We start from the raw sequence: 16,114 nt of genomic DNA on the forward strand, positions 1-16,114 counted from the left end.
CCGCGCCGCCGTCGCGCACCGTCTTGCGGCCGATCAGGTCGTTCGCCTGGATCGCGGTCGTGCCTTCGTAAATCGGCAGGATGCGCGCGTCGCGGTAATACTGCGCGGCGCCCGTCTCCTCGATGAAGCCCATGCCCCCGTGTACCTGCACCCCCAGGCTCGTCACGTCGATGGGGGGGCCGTAGCCGTAGCTGTAGCTGTAGCGCACAAGATTGCGCCCATTGAGGCAGGCCACCCCCGCGACCGGATCACCTCGCGGCTGACATCTTCTGCCATGCCCCGGGGCCGACGGAGCATGCGTCGCCGCTCAGGTCATCGTGCGGTACGTCTTCGGCGTGCTGCCGGTCCACTGCCGGAACGCCCGGTGAAACGCGGTCGTATTGCCGAAGCCGATGTCGTATGCAATCGACGCGATCGCGTCCGTCGATCCGGTCAGGCGTTGAATGGCGATATCGCGACGGACTTCGTCCTTGACCGCCTGGAACGTCGTGCCTTCCGCAACGAGCCGCCGGCACAGCGTGCGGACAGAAAAATGCAGATGTCGCGCGACGACTTCGATGGTGGGAATCGCCGGCAGACACGCTGCAAGGTATTGGCGCGTGCGGTTGCACACCAGTTGCTCGGCGAGCGAAACGAAGATCCAGTCCTCAGGCGCACGCGCGAGGAATTTTTTCAGATCGGGTTTGCGCTGTCTGATCGCCATATCGAGGTACGTCGCATCGAACGACATGAGTGTGCGCGCGCAACCATACTGGACAGGTCCAGGGAAGAGATAGAGGTAGTCGCCGGCACGCGCCGGGCGCGGGCAATCGAACGCCACGCTGGAGAGCGGAATCTTCTCGCCGATCAGCCACGATGCCACCCCGTGCGCGAGCTTCAGCATCAACTCGCGGCCGAGCGTGCCGAAGCCCGGACCTTCGGGATCCGGGACAAGCTCGATGTGACAGAGCGCGCCTTCGCGCCGCGATTCGAGCCTGAAGTCATCGACAATCAGATGGAAGAACTGGCCGAACCGGTGCATCGCGATTTCGAGCCGGGGCGCATCGAGCAGGCTCAGGCAGAGATACTTCAGCGTGCCGTTGCGAAGCGGCCGGCTGAAGATGCCAGGCATTTCGTCGTCGAGTTCGATCGCCAGCCGGCGATACAGCGTCGAAAACTGCTCCCGCGTCACGCGAGCCGCAGGTTCACGCAGCAGCTCGCACGGGATGCCGGATTGCCCGGCCATCCGCTCGATCGCGACCGGATCGGCGCCCGCCAGAAATCCGTTGACGAGCGATATGGGGACGGTGCCTGAGAACTGATTCAATTGGTGAACGCCGGATCAAAACGCATTGCCCTCTCCGGACGGCATCGTTTCTGCCGACGCCTTCCGCTTCCCGTGCCTGTCCCAGCCCGCCGGCCCTGTCGCCCGAACGGCTGGAACGCGACGTTGTCGCCGCCCTTGAACTGGAGCATCGCACACGCTTCGTCAGGCGTGGCAATCCGCAGGTTGAGCGCAAACGAAAATCATACCAGGGTATGGGCATGCCCGGTGCACGAGAACGCCTGAAGCGGACGGATCGCGGTGCCCCCGGCGTCCCGATTCATGGCAACCGTTGCCGCTTCAGCGGATGGACGACGGATGACGTGCGAGCGCAGTCACCTTCACGGTCATAAAAGGAAACAACGGCAGACCTGAAAGGATCGTATGCAATTCGTCGTGCGAGTCGACATCGAAAACGCTGTAGTTCGCATACTCACCGACAACGCGATGTAGCTGTTGCCACTTGCCCTGGCGCTGGAGCTCCTGTGAGTACGCCTTTTCTCTTGCCTTGATTTCGTCGGCCTGAGCCACCGGCATATCGTGGGGCAGGTGCACATCCATTCTTACGAGATAGAGCATGGGTTTCTCAACAGAAAAAGTGGAGATCTCTCAGATCCAGCTGAACAACAACCGGAACGGGCCCAAGTGGTTGCCGCCGGTTTGTCCGAGCGCTCAGCTACTTTTGTCGCGACGATAGAAAGCGAGCTTTTCTTCATCGATATGCAGGCCCAGACCCGGCCCTTCTGGCAGATGAAGATCGAAGTCCCGGTATTGCGGGCGCGCGGTGACGATGTCGTCTTTCAACAGGAGTGGCCCAAACAACTCAGTACCCCACGCAAGTTGCGGGAGAGCAGCGAACCCGTGTGCCGATGCAATCGACCCAATACTGCCCTCGAGCATCGTGCCGCCATACAGCGAAACGCCCGCTGCATCCGCAATGGCAGCGGTACGCATCATTCCATAGATGCCACCGGATTTCGCAATCTTCAAGGCAAAGACATCCGCACATGCTCCGCGCACGAGTTCAAGGGCATCCTCCGGGCCTGTCACTGCTTCGTCGGCCATGATGGGCACGATGAAACGCGCGGCAAGTCTGGCGAGTGCTCCGCGCTGTTCTCTCGGAGTGGGTTGCTCGATGAGGTCAATACCGGCCGCTTCGAGCGCTTCGATCCCGAGCGCTGCGTCAGCCTCGTTCCAGGCCTGATTCACGTCTACGGTCACTCTGGCGCGGTCGCCGAGCGCGGCCTTGATTTTCGATACGTGCGCTACGTCATCACGAACGCTGCGACGGCCGATCTTCAGCTTGAAAGTGTTGTGGCGACGTTCCGCAAGCAGCATTTCTGCTTCATCGATGTCGCGCTGGGTATCGCCGCTTGCGAGCGTCCAGAGGACCGGAAGGGTCTTGCGGACCACGCCGCCAAGCAGCGTTGAAACTGGAACGCCCAGGCGCTTGCCCTGAGCGTCTAGCAGAGCGGTTTCCATTGCGCACTTGGCAAACCGGTTTCCCCGGGCAACCTTGTTCAGCCGGAGCATTGCGTCGTTGATGTTGGTCGCATCCTGCCCAACGATTGCAGGCGCAAGATAAGTGTCGATGGTCAGCTTGATGCCTTCGGGACTCTCGTCACCGTAAGACAGACCGCCAATCGTGGTGGCTTCGCCAATACCCTCGATGCCATCGCTTGAGCGCAGACGGACGATGACGAGGGTCTGTTGCTGCATCGTCGCCATTGCGAGCTGGTGCGCGCGAATGGTTGGGAGATCAACCAGAATCGCTTCGACGGATGTGATTTGGACGTTCATACCTGGAATGTTGGAGTTGGTGAGTGACTGAAGTATTGCGCGCCCAATAATCGACTGTCCAACACCATCGACGTCTGGTATCATACCCCCGAGGTATGGCGACCATCACCGCCCGAATTCGTTGCGAGGCGCATGGGGTGTCCGTTCCTCTTCATATAGCCGATAGATAAGTTCAAGCAGCTCCCGAATGTCCCGCGACTCGTCGAGCATGCGCATGCTCATGATGACGGGTGATACCAGAGTGGGATCGTCGAGTGCCTTGTAGCTCACATCATCTCGCTTCAGGCCGTATACGCTACTCGGAACGACAGAAATTCCTTCCCCCGCTGCGACGAGCCCTAGCGCAATCTGCAACTCTCGTACTTCATATATCCGGCGCGGCTTGAGCGCACGGTCTTCGAATGCCGAAAGCACCTGGTCTGCATAACTGGGACGCGGCGCCTTCGGGAAGATGATCAGCGTCTCGTTGACCAGGTCGCCAAGAGCGAGAACGGCCTTGACGAGTGAGAGCGGATGACCCTCCGGGAGAGCAACAATCATCTTCTCCTCGCGAAGAATCACCCGGCGGATGTGCGCGTCCTCAAGTCGGATACGGCCAAACCCGACATCAATCTGCCCGTCCTTCAGCGCCCGGATCTGGTCCATCGTCGACATCTCGTGGAGGCTGAGTTCGACGGTAGGGTTTTCGTCGCGGAAGCGCCGGATGATCTTGGGCAGCATTCCGTACAACGTGGAACCCACGAAACCGACCGAGAGACTGCGCTCGATATTACCCACGCGCCTCGTCATCGATTCGAGTTCGGATGTCTGAGCCAGCAACTGGACGGCGTGTGCGTAGAAGAACTTACCCGTTTCCGTCAACTTCAGCGGGCGCGAGTCGCGCTGAAAAAGCTGCACCTCAAGAATCTCTTCGAGTTGCTGAATCTGACGGCTCAAGGGCGGTTGAGCCATGTGCAGTCGCTGTGCCGCGCGCGTGAAATTGCGTTCCTCGGCTACCGCGACGAAATAGCGAAGATGCCGCAGCTCCATCTCAATACCTCGTGGATATAGACCGATACTAAATCAGTGTTGGACGAGGCATTCTGGCGTCCATTATTCTGCTTTCACACTCTGTTTCAGCACTCGATTATACCTCTCAAGCATATTTAAACGGGCGCTAAACCAAGGGTTAACCCCACGAGAAAATAGAGATTCAGGAGCAGACATGAGCGTAAAAGTGTTCGATTCGAAGGAAGCGCAGGACCTGCTGAAGGCCGCTGCCAATCTCGGAAGCCAGGATGGCGATGCTCGCGCAAAGCAGATCGTCCATCGCCTGCTGGGCGACCTGTTTAAGGCCATTGACGACCTCGACATGACGCCCGACGAAATCTGGGCCGGCGTTCGCTACTTCAACAAGCTCGGTCAGGACGGCGAAGCCGCGCTGCTTGCCGCTGGTCTCGGTCTGGAGAAATATCTCGACATTCGCATGGACGCAGAGGACAAGGCGGCCGACATCACCGGCGGCACGCCGCGCACAATCGAAGGTCCGCTGTATGTCGCCGGTGCACCCGTGCGTGATGGCGTATCGAAGATTGACATCAATCCGGACCAGGATGCAGGTCCGCTGGTCATCCGCGGCACGGTAACCGGCCCCGACGGCAAGCCTGTCGCAGGCGCGGTAGTCGAATGCTGGCACGCCAACTCAAAAGGCTTCTATTCGCACTTCGACCCGACCGGCGCGCAGAACGAGTTCAACCTGCGCGGTGCGGTCAGCACGGGTGTCGACGGCAAGTACGAATTCCATACGTTGATGCCGGTCGGCTACGGCTGTCCGCCGCATGGCGCCACCCAGCAGCTGTTGAACGTGCTTGCCCGTCATGGCAACCGTCCCGCGCATGTGCACTTCTTCGCCACCACCGACAAGTACCGCAAGCTGACGACGCAAATCAACATCGAGGGCGACCCGTTGATCTGGGACGACTTCGCCTACGCCACGCGTGAAGACCTGATTCCCCACGTGGTCGAAAAGACCGGCGGCGTCGCGCTGGGCATGAAGGCCGACGCGTACAGGGAAATCGAATTCAACATCGAGTTGACCCCGCTGGTTCAGGGCAAGGATAACCAGGTGGTCCATCGCCTGCGTGCATCAGCCACGGCGTAACCGCCCGACGCGGCGGCCACGTCGTACCCCTGCTGCCGCTCAATTCTCCGCAAGATTCCTTCGACACCGATGCGCGTGTTCCACAACCTGGAGCACGCGTGGGGAGAACACCCATGTCCGCCATTATCGACAAAGCCAGGCAGCTGGATGAACTGCTGCACACCGCCGTTCAGGACGACAGGCAAAACGGCGTATTCCGTTGCCGCCGTGACATCTTCACGAACGCCGATCTGTTCGAGCTCGAGATGAAACATATCTTCGAGAGCAACTGGGTATATCTCGCCCATGAAAGCCAGATTCCGGACAACAACGACTACTACACCACCTGGATTGGCCGCCAGCCCGTGGTTGTTACGCGCGACAGGAACGGTGAACTGCACGCGGTCATTAACGCCTGTGCGCACAAGGGCGCGATGCTGTGCCGGAAAAAGCATGGCAACAAGGGCACCTTCACCTGCCCGTTCCACGGCTGGAGCTTCGCCAACACCGGCAAGCTGCTGAAAGTGAAGGATGTGAAGACCACTGAATACCCGGTGCAATTCAATACCAGCGGCTCGCACGACCTGAAGAAAGTGGCTCGCTTCCAGAGCTATCGCGGTTTCCTGTTCGGCAGCCTCAATGCAGACGCGCAGCCGCTGGAAGACTACCTCGGCGAGACCAGGGTCATCATCGACCAGATCGTCGACCAGGCTGCAAACGGGCTGGAAGTGTTACGTGGCAACTCCTCGTACATCTACGACGGCAACTGGAAGATGCAGATGGAGAACGGTTGCGACGGCTACCACGTCAGCACCGTGCACTGGAACTATGCCGCGACAATGGATCGTCGCAAGGTCGACGGCACCAGGGCGGTGGACGCAAACAGCTGGAGCAGATCGGTGGCCGGCGTGTACGGATTCGATCATGGCCACATTCTCTTGTGGACCAGGACGATGAACCCGGAAGTGCGCCCGGTCTATCAATACCGCGACGAAATCAAGGCACGCGTGGGCGAAATCAAGGCGGACTTTATCGTCAACCAGACGCGAAACCTGTGCCTCTATCCGAACGTGTTTCTGATGGACCAGTTCAGCACCCAGATTCGTGTGGTGCGCCCAATCAGCGTGGACAAAACCGAAGTCAGCATCTTCTGCTTTGCCCCAAAGAGTGAGAGCACAACCGACCGCGCTAACCGCATCCGCCAATACGAGGATTTCTTCAACGTCTCGGGCATGGGCACCGCGGACGACCTTGAAGAGTTCCGCGCGTGCCAGGCAGGTTACGCCGGCACTACCGCGTTGTGGAACGACCTGTCGCGCGGGGCGCCGCTGTGGGTCGAAGGCGCCGATGCAAATGCGAAGAGCATGGGTCTCAAGCCGCGCATTTCAGGCGAGCGCAGCGAAGACGAAGGACTGTTTGTTTGCCAGCATGAATATTGGGTCGACGTGATGCGCGATGCACTGCAAAAGGAACACGGGGAGCCACTGGCATGAGCTTCGACTACCAGACAATCTGCGCTGCTCTGTTCCGCGAAGCGCGCCTGCTCGATGATCGTCAATGGGACGACTGGCTTGCCTGCTATACCGCGGACGTCATTTACTGGATGCCGGCATGGGACGACGACGACCAGCTCACCGACGACCACGAGAGCCAGATTTCGCTGATGTATTACCCGGACCGTGGCGGCCTGGAAGACCGGGTATTCCGCATCAAGACCGAACGCAGCGGCGCTTCGATGCCTGAACCGCGTACCAGTCACAACGTCACCAATGTGGAAGTGCTGGACGGGCGCGAGAACGAAGTGGATGTGCGCTACAACTTCAACACGCTCAGCCACCGCTACAAAACCACCGATCAATTTTTCGGCACGATGTTCGTCACGCTGCGAAAGGTCAACGATCAACTGTTGATCTCGTACAAGCGAATTGTGCTGAAGGACGACTACATCCGCCAGGTGCTCGACGTTTATCACGTTTGATGTCGCGCATCGGAGGACATGAGCAGTACAGGAGGCAAGATGTCCAGCTATAACATTGCACTGAATTTCGAGGATGGCGTAACCCGCTTCGTGACATGCAAGGCGGGCGAAAAGGTGCTTGATGCCGCCTTTCGCGCAAGGATCAACCTGCCGATGGATTGCTCCGATGGCGTGTGCGGCACCTGCAAGTGCCGCGCCGAAAGCGGACGCTACGACCTGGGCGACGATTACATCGACGATGCACTAAACGAGGATGAAAAGGAAAGTGGCCTCGTACTGACTTGCCAGATGGTGCCGGAAAGCGACTGTGTGATTGCAGTGCCGGCATCTTCCACTGCGTGCAAAACCGGGCAGGACAAGTTTGCCGCGACGGTATCGAAGGTCGAACCGCACAACGATGCGGCTGTCGTGCTCGAACTGAATGTGGATGCGACCGCGCCGGCATTCCTGCCGGGTCAGTATGTGAACATTGATGTGCCTGGCAGCGGTCAGCACCGTTCGTATTCTTTTTCGTCGGCACCGGGTGAAGCGAAAGTCAGCTTTCTGATCAAGAGAATCACCGGGGGCGTGATGAGCACCTGGCTCGATTCCGCGCAGCCCGGCGACAAGCTGGAGCTGACAGGACCGCTCGGCAGTTTCTATCTGCGCGCGGTGGAGCGTCCCTTGCTGTTCCTTGCTGGCGGTACAGGCCTCGCTCCGTTCCTGTCGATGCTCGAAGTGCTGGCGCGCACCCATTCGCAACAGAAGGTCCACCTCATTTACGGCGTGACCCGGGATCTCGATCTGGTACAGGTCGGTGAGATCGAAGGCTACGTGGCGAAGTTGCCGAATTTCACCTATAGCACGGTCGTGGCCGACACGGAGTCGGCCCATCCACGCAAGGGCTGGGTGACGCAGCACATGCCGGCCGAGGCCGTCAACGATGGTGATGTCGACGTTTACCTTTGCGGGCCGCCCCCGATGGTCGACGCGGTGCGTAAGCATTTCGACGACAACGGGGTGAAGCCCAACAGCTTCCACTACGAGAAGTTCACTCCCAACGCAGCAGCGAGGACCGCATGAACAGGCAACGATTTGCTGGCAAGGTCATGGTCGTCACCGGCGCTGCACAGGGGATTGGTCGCGGCGTAGCGCTCCGCGCAGCCGCCGAAGGCGGCAAGGTGCTCTTCGTCGACCGCGCCGGCTTCGTCTCCGAAGTTGCCGCTGAAGCAGGTGGCGCGGACACGGCCGGCTTCGTCGCCGATCTCGAGACATATGAAGGCGCGGCATCGGCGATGGCTTTTGCAGTGCGCCAGTTTGGCGGCATCGACATACTGGTCAATGGTGTCGGTGGCGCGATTCGCATGCGTCCCTTCGCTGAGTTCGAACCTGGGCAGATCGACGCGGAAATTCGCCGCTCACTCATGCCCACGCTGTACGCCTGCCATGCTGTGCTGCCCCATCTGCTTGAGCGCGGCGGCGGGACCATCGTCAATATTTCCTCGAATGCCACGCGCGGTATCCGTCGCGTACCGTATTCGGCGGCCAAGGGCGGAGTCAACGCGATGACGCAGTCACTGGCGATGGAATACGCAGAGCACAACATTCGTGTGGTCGCCACGGCGCCGGGCGGAACCGATGCGCCTCCGAGACGCGTCCAGCGCAATACCGCTGGCGACAGCGAGCAGGAAAAAGTCTGGATGGGCGATGCGGTAAAGCAGGTTACCGAATCAACTTTTTTCAAGCGCTACGGCAGCATCGACGAACAGGTCGCACCGATTCTGTTCCTCGCCTCGGACGAAGCGAGCTATATCACTGGTACCGTGTTGCCAGTAGCCGGCGGTGATACCGGCTGACCCAGAAATGCCGTGAGCCAACCCGGCAGACGCTCCAGACTGCCCGCTATCCGGTTCCAGGAACACAACCGGTCCGTGCCCATGCCCGTGACGCTCACTTGCATGCTCAATCGTCTCAATCTGGATCGATGCACGTGCGACACATTGATGCTGCATTTCAGGTACGCTCACAGAAGTTTAGCTTCACAGGTCTCCCATGCCGCTTCATGTTCAAACACCACTCCTGACATCCCAGCCTCTTGGCCTTGCTGCCGGCGCCACTGTTCTTCTCAAGCTCGACGCAATGCAGCCACCCGGATCGTTCAAGATTCGCGGAATCGGTTACGCGTGCGAAGAGCACGCACGCCTCGGCAAGCAACGCTTCATTTCTTCTTCGGGCGGTAACGCGGGCATCGCGGTCGCGTACGCCGCGCGGCAGCTTGGCCTGCCTGCCATTGTGGTCGTTCCGCAAACCACCACCCAGCGTGCCAGAGACCTGATCGCGATGGAAGGCGCGGAGGTGATCGTGCACGGCGCGACGTGGCAGGAAGCGAACGGCATGGCACTTTCGCTGGTCGGCGCAACGGACGCCTTCATCCATCCGTTCGACGACCCGCTGCTATGGACCGGTCACGCAACGATCATCGACGAAGTCGCCGCCGCAGGCGAACAGCCCGACGCGGTTGTGCTGTCGGTGGGCGGTGGCGGTTTGCTCTGCGGCGTCCACGAAGGTCTGCGCCGCAACGGGCTCGGGCACGTGCCCATCATCGCGGTAGAGACGGAAGGTGCCGATTCGTTCGCCCAATCGGTCAAGGCAGGCAAGCGGATCGAACTCGACGCCATTCGCAGCATTGCGACTTCGCTGGGCGCGAAACAGGTTTCGGAGCAGGCGTTCAATCTCGCACAAAGCGCGGACATCCGGCCCGTCACCGTGACCGACGCGGCTGCCGTCACGGCCTGCAGGCGCTTTCTGGACGATCACCGCGTGCTCGTCGAACCCGCGTGCGGCGCAAGCCTCGCACCGGTGTACGACCACGCGGGCGTGCTCGAAGGATTCAGCAAGATTCTCGTTATTGTTTGCGGCGGAGCCGGCGTGACGGTCGGGCAACTCGAACAGTATCTCGTCGCTACCTGAACCGCTCTGCCCTGCCCGACACGCGTCACGCTACGCAGGCCCTGATGGTCTGCGCAGCAACATGCGTTCAGTAAAGGCCAAGGGTTTGTGCATGCAGCCGCGCGAGGCCGAGCAGCGCATTCGTAAACGGCGTCGGTACGTCGGCAAGTTTTCCGAGTTCGCACACTGCGCCCACGAGCGCATCGAGTTCAACCGGCTTGCGCGCCTCGACGTCCTGCAGCATCGATGTCTTCATCGCGCCGAGCCGCAACGTGGTTGCGTGCCGGTCTTCCGGTTCCTGCCCGATTGGAATGCCAAGGCGCGTGCCGATCTCCTTCGCTTCGATCATCACCTGCGTCGCGAAGCCCCGCGTCAGCTCGTCACGAAGAATCCTGTCTGTCGTCGCACCGGTGATCGCGCTAATCGGATTCATCGTCAGATTGCCCCATAGCTTGTACCAGACGTCGCGCTGAATCCTGGGTGACGCGGACGCATCGAAGCCCGCGTGGCGCAACAGCGTGACCAGTTCGTCCACGCGTGCCCCCGATTCGCTTGCGGCTTCCCCAACGATCAACCCGGCGCCCATGTTGTGCCGGATCACGCCCGGCGCTTCGATACGGCAGCTCGCGTGGACCACGCAGCCGAGCGTCTGTCGCACGGGAATCGCGGCGGCAATCCGGCCGCCCGGATCGACCGACTCGAGCGGCGTGTTCGCAAACGCACCCGTCAGACCCGCGCAAAACCACCAGGGCACACCGTTCATCGCGGTCATGATCAGTGTCTGTGGACCGACGAGCGGCCCGAGTTGCGCGGCGACCGACTGCATGGCCGGCGCCTTGACCGCAACGACAACGAGATCCTGCACACCGGATTCGGCGGGCACGTCGCTGGCCTTGACGGTAACGGATTGCGTGCCGTTGGCGTCGACAAGACTCAGCCCGTTCTGCCTGATCGCGGCCAGCGCCGCGCCGCGCGCCACGACGCTCACCTCGCATCCGGCCTGCGCGAGCTTCACGCCGATCCAGCCGCCGATTGCACCGGCACCGTATATGCAGACTTTCATCATGACTCCCGTAAGCGCATCCGTGCGCTATCGATCTGCTGGACACACGTCCCGGTTATTTCGCTACGCTGGCCTTACTTACCGGCGACCGATGCGATCGCAGAGGCGACATAGTCGACGTTCTGCTGGTTGAGGCCCGCTACGCACATCCGCCCTGAGCGCAGCAGATAGATTGCATGTTCATCGCGCAGCCGGTCCACCTGCTGCGCGCTCAATCCGGTGTAAGTGAACATGCCAACCTGCGCGACATAGCGCGCACGCATCACATCGTCGACGCGCCCGGCGAGCCCGTCGTGTATCTTGCCACGCATCAATTTGATGCGCTGTCGCATGTCCGCCAGCTCGTTTTCCCACGCTGTATGAAGCGATGCATTCGAAAGAACGCCGGCGACGAGCTTCGCGCCATGCGTGGGAGGATTGCTGTAGTTCGAGCGGACCGAAAAGGTTAGTTGCCCAAGCACGCGCTGCGCCTCTTCAGCGCTGCGGCAGACGACGCTCAACGCGCCGCATCGCTCGCCGTACAGCGAGAAATTCTTCGAGAACGAACTGGCGACGATAAGCGGCACGCCTGCATCCGCGAGTCTGCGCACGCACGCAGCGTCTTCTTCGAGACCGTCGCCAAAACCCTGGTATGCCATGTCGACGAATGCAATCAGGTTTCGGCGCTGCAGCACGGGGATCAGTTCGACCCATTGCGCCGGGTTGAGATCGACACCCGTCGGGTTATGACAGCACGCATGCAGCAGGACGACGCTTCGCTCCGGCAACGCATCGATCGCATCGCGCATGGCGTCGAAGCGCAGGCCGCCGGTCGCGGCGTCGTAGTACGGATAGGTGTTGACGGTGAGTCCGGCGCCTTCGAACACGACGCGATGATTTTCCCAGCTCGGATCGCTGATCCATACCTGGGCAGCCGGTATATGCCGGCGAAGAAAATCGGCGGCCACCTTGAGCGCGCCAGAACCACCGAGCGTCTGGAGCGTGGCGATGCGGCCTGCGCGACGCGCATCATGGTTTTCGCCGAACACCAGCGCCTGTGCGGCATCACGGTAGCCCGCATGCCCTGCCATCGGCAGATAACCGCGCGGCGCCGCGGTTTCGAGCAGTGAGGCTTCCACCGTCTGTACAGCACGCATCACGGGCAGTCGGCCCACATCGTCGAAATAGACACCAATGCTCAGGTTGACCTTGTGATCGCGTGGATCACGCTGAAAGTCCTCGTTCAGCGAAAGAATCGGATCGCCAGCGTAGGCAGGCACGTTTTCGAACATGGCTATTTCCTCGATGTATAACTGCGGGCGCAGGAATGACAGAATACCCGCAGTCACGAGCTTGTTCGAGGAAGTGAAAAACCCCCATGCCAGCGGGGCGCAAATCCATGCTCAATCGTCTCGATCGTCTCAATCGCCGGCGAGGCGAGCGGCGGGGCCGGGACGCCTTGCGCTAACGGTTTCCCGCGCCCGCGTCACCGCACCTTGTAGCCGTCGTCCAGCGTTTTCATGAACGCGATGATGTCGTCGATTTCCGCGTCGGTCATGGCGGGCTGGTCGCCGGCCTTGCGGTCGAACGGTGCATCGGCCACGTCGATATTCGCCACGTATTTCGCGGGGATATCGTCGTATTTCATGACCTTGCCCGACGCGTCGCGCGGATAGATTTTCTCCGGACTCGTGTTGCGCAGATTGTAGAAGTTCATCACCTGCTTCAGGTCGTGATAGACGCCATTGTGGAAAAACACGTGACGTTCAGCGGCATTACGCAACGTCGGCGTGAGGAACATGCCGCAATACTGCGTCTGCGTCGCGATGTCATGGCGAAACGGCCCGCACACACCCATGTCGTAGAAGTCCGGATTCTTGTTGACCGGCAGTGTGTTGTTGCGCGGCACACCCAGCGCTTCGTACTGCTGGTCGGTGAAGAGCGGCGGCAGGCCGTCGCGGCTCACCTGGCTCACGTGACAGCCCGCGCAGTTCGCCTTGTCGTTGAAAAGTCGCAGGCCGCGCAGCTCCGCCTGCGTCAGGTGCGCGCGCCCTTCCAGCCAGTAATCGTACTTGCTGCTGAATTCGTGGAACGACTGATCTTCAACCTGAAAGCGCCCGATCGCGAACATCGCCTCCGAAGCCAGCAGATCCGGGTGATCGAAAACACCCGGGCCAAAGAGCTTGCTGAACGTGGCGCGATACCTGCCCGTCGACAATTTGCGGACCACTTCATTGACATCCTTGTTCGCCATCTCGACCGGATTCAGCATCGGCCCGATCGCCTGGCGTTGCAGTGAATCGGCACGGCCGTCCCAGAACAGACCGCCCTGCGGCACCATCGCCGGCGCGGCGGGCGCGGCACCCGCGGTCTTGACCGCGCGTTGCACACCGCGCGCGGCGCTGGCGGCCTGATCGAGATTCACGACGACGTCGGCATCGCCCGCGTCCGGTCCGATGCTGAACGGCGCCTGGCGATACAGGTACGTCAGGGAAGGCGGAGGACGGTAGCCGGCGTCCGTCATATGCGGGCCGCCCAGTTGCACCGACAGGTCGTTCGGCGGGCCGTACGCGTGCTGCGCGCTATGGCACGACGCGCACGACTGTTTGCCCGATGCCGACAGCGACGGATCGTTGAACAGTTCGCGTCCAAGCAACGCAACGGAACTGAGCGGCGCCGTGTCGGGCCGCATGAGATGCACCGGATGCGGGTTCGCGCCGGTCAGGTCCTCGACGAACTGGCCGACAGCCTCCGGCATGCGTTCGGGGTACGCGAGCGCATAGCCCGCCACGGCGGCGAGCGCGATCACGACACCGGGTATGACCCGGAAAAGCGCGCGCATGACGACGCGACGTGCCGCGCGGGGATCGGGTTTTTTGCCGGCCGGCATCGGCGGCGGAAAGGCGACATTTGTACGAAGGGTCATGGCGATGGCAATGAAAAACGCGGAACACGAACAAACGAGTCGAGCCAGCACGAAGCTGGCTCGACTCGCATCACGGGTGCAACGAACCGGTCAGATCGGCGGTGCGGCAGAGAGCTTCGTCCCCTCGTTCTCGTCGAGGTACAGCGTCGGCGTGCTGCCGCCGTTCGTGAAGTCGAAGAGGTTCACGATGCTGCCCGCAGCCGCATCGTCCGAGCCGCCGCCGATGCGCTGACCGCCAAGCCAGTTGTCTTCGATGAAGCGCACGACCGACGCCTGCGTGAGGCGTGTGTCATCCACGAAGTTGACCTTCGCATACGGCGATACGACGATGAACGGAATCCGCGTGCCCGGGCCGCAGCGGCCGTTGATCGCGAGACCCGCGGGGCTCAGACCTTGCGGCGTCGTGCCCGATGTGCCGCACGTCGCGGCGCCGTTCAGCATGTCGGACGCGTCGAACGATGCCGTCGTCGGTGGCGCATAACGATGGTCGTACCAGCCGTCCGAATCGTCGTACGTCAGGATCACAGCCGTGTTCTTCCAGTCAGGCTGCTGCTGAAGGAAATTGATGACCTTCGTGTAGAACGCCTGTTCGTCGAGCGGATCCGAATTGCCCGGGTGACCGTCCTGCACGGCCGGTGCCTTCAGATAGCTCACCGACGGATAGTTGCCCGACTTCACCGCCGCGAAGAAGTCGTTGACGTCGTACTCGTGATGAACCGGCGTCGCGGTGCTGTCGAGCGGATCGGTGAAGCCCACCGTCGCGAGCGAGGTCGGACGCGTGTGCGCCAGGTTGGCGGTCGTCGGGTAATACTGGAACCAGTTGTGATGCGGGCTGTAGTCCTTCGGCGACGATGCGAGCACCGACGAGTACGTCGTGCGGGCACAGCCTGTCGTGCCGTTCGGATTGGTCGCGCTCAGATCGAAGCCGCCCATGAAGCCGCCCCACGTCAGTCCCTTCGCGTTCAGCAGATCGCCGATATTCCTGTTTAACGCCGACATCTGGCCGGACGTCGTACCCGAACAGATATCGCCCGTCGGATCCGGATCGCCTGTGATCGTGAAGCCGCCCTGGCCGTCGGAGATCATGGTGCCTGCCACCGCGACGCCGCCGTTCGGAATCACGCCGTTCGTCTGGCCGGAGATCACGTGAATCGCGCCAGGCGTAGACGGGCCGTACGTATCCGTATACGTATTGCTGTTCATCGCGAAGTTCTGGGCGTAATTCCACAGCGCCGTGACGGTGTTGCCGTCGTAGTAGCCCATCACGAGACCCGGCGTGCCGAACACGCCCGTGCTGCTGACCGTGTTGTTACCCGTGAACTCGGGGAACAGGTCCATCTGGCCGTTGTCGTAGGCCTGCTGCTCGGCCGTGTAGGCGTGATTCTGGCCTTCGGTGTTCGCCTGCGTGCGGTCGAGACGGAACGGGTTCGCGGCGTTCGCGCCATTACCGGCCGCGCTCTTGTTCGGGTTCGCCGTCAGCAACGCCGGCGTCAGTCCGTTGACCGAGGTCGGCGTATTCGACGCTGCGAGGAACTGCGGCTCGCCTGCCGGATTCACCGCCGCCGGGTATGTGGCGAAGTAGTGATCGAACGAACGGTTCTCGCCGAAGATCACCACGAGATGCTTGATCGGCGTAGCGGTCGCAGCGGCGTCCTGCACCGACACGGCAGCGACCGGCGGTGGCGATGCGGCGGACTTGTTGTCGTTACTGCTACCGCACGCGGCCAGCGCAAGCGCGGCGAACGGGATGGGCAAAAGGGCTCTACGAAACATTTCCTGGGGCTCCAGATTCGCTGTTCAGCGCTCCCGCCAGTTACCCGGACAGGACGGCGCTGGCGCTGTTGTTAGAGATGTAGCGGTTGCGACATACCGTTGAAACAGCGCGCATTGCACCACCCCGGTGTTATGGTTTAAGGGCGCATTACTTTCTAAAAGCCTGTGGTTTTATTCGTTTTGCTTTCGTTATGCTCGTCGCAAGCGGTCCGGGCCGCGCATGAAGTACGCGTCAGCCGCACGCA

Annotated in this window: 14 protein-coding genes and 1 pseudogene; 6 read left to right on the forward strand and 9 right to left on the reverse strand. The window is 61.2% G+C overall.

Features of this window, described 5'->3' with window-relative positions:
* The 5 genes and pseudogenes from LPA37_RS22310 to LPA37_RS22330 all read right to left on the reverse strand — a co-directional run.
* Positions 1-166 (reverse strand): annotated as a pseudogene (locus LPA37_RS22310) (acyl-CoA dehydrogenase family protein); the annotation flags it as partial.
* A 141-nt stretch (positions 167-307) separates the two neighbouring features.
* Positions 308-1,306 (reverse strand): AraC family transcriptional regulator, encoded by a 999-nt coding sequence (locus LPA37_RS22315; protein ID WP_228978098.1) that lies wholly within the window; start codon positions 1,304-1,306, stop codon positions 308-310.
* Positions 1,307-1,603: 297 nt separating this feature from the next.
* Complete coding sequence (gene catC / locus LPA37_RS22320) at positions 1,604-1,882, reverse strand: muconolactone Delta-isomerase (RefSeq protein WP_228978096.1); 279 nt, start codon at positions 1,880-1,882, stop codon at positions 1,604-1,606.
* Between the two features lie 93 nt (positions 1,883-1,975).
* Positions 1,976-3,103, reverse strand: a complete 1,128-nt coding sequence (locus tag LPA37_RS22325) for a muconate/chloromuconate family cycloisomerase (RefSeq protein ID WP_228978202.1) — start codon at positions 3,101-3,103, stop codon at positions 1,976-1,978.
* Positions 3,104-3,208: 105 nt separating this feature from the next.
* Positions 3,209-4,132, reverse strand: a complete 924-nt coding sequence (locus tag LPA37_RS22330; protein ID WP_229013737.1) for a LysR family transcriptional regulator — start codon at positions 4,130-4,132, stop codon at positions 3,209-3,211.
* A 175-nt stretch (positions 4,133-4,307) separates the two neighbouring features.
* On the opposite strand from LPA37_RS22330, the gene catA reads away from it, so the two are divergent.
* From catA to LPA37_RS22360, 6 genes are all read left to right on the forward strand, one after another.
* Positions 4,308-5,243, forward strand: coding sequence for a catechol 1,2-dioxygenase (catA, locus tag LPA37_RS22335; protein WP_229013738.1), 936 nt, complete (start codon positions 4,308-4,310; stop codon positions 5,241-5,243).
* 113 nt (positions 5,244-5,356) lie between these two features.
* Positions 5,357-6,715: a Rieske 2Fe-2S domain-containing protein gene (locus tag LPA37_RS22340; RefSeq protein ID WP_229013739.1), complete on the forward strand. Its 1,359-nt coding sequence runs from the start codon at positions 5,357-5,359 to the stop codon at positions 6,713-6,715.
* The gene (gene benB / locus LPA37_RS22345) at positions 6,712-7,200 is read left to right on the forward strand and encodes a benzoate 1,2-dioxygenase small subunit (RefSeq protein WP_229013740.1); all 489 of its coding nucleotides are present in this window, start codon (positions 6,712-6,714) and stop codon (positions 7,198-7,200) included. Before LPA37_RS22340 ends, benB begins: the two co-directional genes overlap by 4 nt.
* Positions 7,201-7,239: 39 nt before the next feature.
* Complete coding sequence (gene benC, locus LPA37_RS22350; protein WP_229013741.1) at positions 7,240-8,262, forward strand: benzoate 1,2-dioxygenase electron transfer component BenC; 1,023 nt, start codon at positions 7,240-7,242, stop codon at positions 8,260-8,262.
* A complete protein-coding gene (gene benD, locus LPA37_RS22355) occupies positions 8,259-9,035 on the forward strand; it encodes a benzoate diol dehydrogenase BenD (RefSeq protein WP_228978085.1) in 777 nt (258 codons plus the stop codon). The genes benC and benD overlap by 4 nt, the downstream gene beginning before the upstream one ends.
* A 196-nt stretch (positions 9,036-9,231) precedes the next feature.
* Positions 9,232-10,149 carry a pyridoxal-phosphate dependent enzyme gene (locus tag LPA37_RS22360; protein ID WP_228978083.1) on the forward strand — a complete coding sequence of 306 codons (918 nt, stop codon included), beginning with the start codon at positions 9,232-9,234 and terminating at the stop codon, positions 10,147-10,149.
* A 67-nt stretch (positions 10,150-10,216) separates the two neighbouring features.
* On the opposite strand, the gene LPA37_RS22365 is transcribed toward LPA37_RS22360, so the two are convergent.
* The 4 genes from LPA37_RS22365 to LPA37_RS22380 form a co-directional block, all read right to left on the reverse strand.
* On the reverse strand, positions 10,217-11,191 hold the full coding sequence (locus tag LPA37_RS22365) for a 2-dehydropantoate 2-reductase (protein WP_229013742.1): 975 nt from the start codon (positions 11,189-11,191) through the stop codon (positions 10,217-10,219).
* 74 nt (positions 11,192-11,265) lie between these two features.
* Positions 11,266-12,462 (reverse strand): amino acid aminotransferase, encoded by a 1,197-nt coding sequence (locus LPA37_RS22370; protein WP_229013743.1) that lies wholly within the window; start codon positions 12,460-12,462, stop codon positions 11,266-11,268.
* 194 nt (positions 12,463-12,656) lie between these two features.
* Positions 12,657-14,096, reverse strand: coding sequence for a cytochrome-c peroxidase (locus LPA37_RS22375; protein WP_229013744.1), 1,440 nt, complete (start codon positions 14,094-14,096; stop codon positions 12,657-12,659).
* 90 nt (positions 14,097-14,186) lie between these two features.
* Positions 14,187-15,869: a phospholipase C gene (locus tag LPA37_RS22380; protein WP_228978077.1), complete on the reverse strand. Its 1,683-nt coding sequence runs from the start codon at positions 15,867-15,869 to the stop codon at positions 14,187-14,189.
* Positions 15,870-16,114 lie beyond the last annotated feature (245 nt).

Source organism: Paraburkholderia gardini, from assembly GCF_907164545.1.
Classification (GTDB): Bacteria; Pseudomonadota; Gammaproteobacteria; order Burkholderiales; family Burkholderiaceae; genus Paraburkholderia; species Paraburkholderia gardini.

Bases quoted from the DNA above. Each gene is read 5' to 3' on its own strand.
- benD (WP_228978085.1), top strand. From the start codon at position 8,259: ATGAACAGGCAACGATTTGCTGGCAAGGTCATGGTCGTCACCGGCGCT.
- LPA37_RS22340 (WP_229013739.1), top strand. From the start codon at position 5,357: ATGTCCGCCATTATCGACAAAGCCAGGCAGCTGGATGAACTGCTGCAC.
- benB (WP_229013740.1), top strand. From the start codon at position 6,712: ATGAGCTTCGACTACCAGACAATCTGCGCTGCTCTGTTCCGCGAAGCG.
- LPA37_RS22360 (WP_228978083.1), top strand. From the start codon at position 9,232: ATGCCGCTTCATGTTCAAACACCACTCCTGACATCCCAGCCTCTTGGC.
- LPA37_RS22375 (WP_229013744.1), bottom strand. From the start codon at position 14,096: ATGACCCTTCGTACAAATGTCGCCTTTCCGCCGCCGATGCCGGCCGGC.
- LPA37_RS22370 (WP_229013743.1), bottom strand. From the start codon at position 12,462: ATGTTCGAAAACGTGCCTGCCTACGCTGGCGATCCGATTCTTTCGCTG.
- LPA37_RS22330 (WP_229013737.1), bottom strand. From the start codon at position 4,132: ATGGAGCTGCGGCATCTTCGCTATTTCGTCGCGGTAGCCGAGGAACGC.
- LPA37_RS22380 (WP_228978077.1), bottom strand. From the start codon at position 15,869: ATGTTTCGTAGAGCCCTTTTGCCCATCCCGTTCGCCGCGCTTGCGCTG.
- catC (WP_228978096.1), bottom strand. From the start codon at position 1,882: ATGCTCTATCTCGTAAGAATGGATGTGCACCTGCCCCACGATATGCCG.
- benC (WP_229013741.1), top strand. From the start codon at position 7,240: ATGTCCAGCTATAACATTGCACTGAATTTCGAGGATGGCGTAACCCGC.
- catA (WP_229013738.1), top strand. From the start codon at position 4,308: ATGAGCGTAAAAGTGTTCGATTCGAAGGAAGCGCAGGACCTGCTGAAG.
- LPA37_RS22365 (WP_229013742.1), bottom strand. From the start codon at position 11,191: ATGAAAGTCTGCATATACGGTGCCGGTGCAATCGGCGGCTGGATCGGC.
- LPA37_RS22325 (WP_228978202.1), bottom strand. From the start codon at position 3,103: ATGAACGTCCAAATCACATCCGTCGAAGCGATTCTGGTTGATCTCCCA.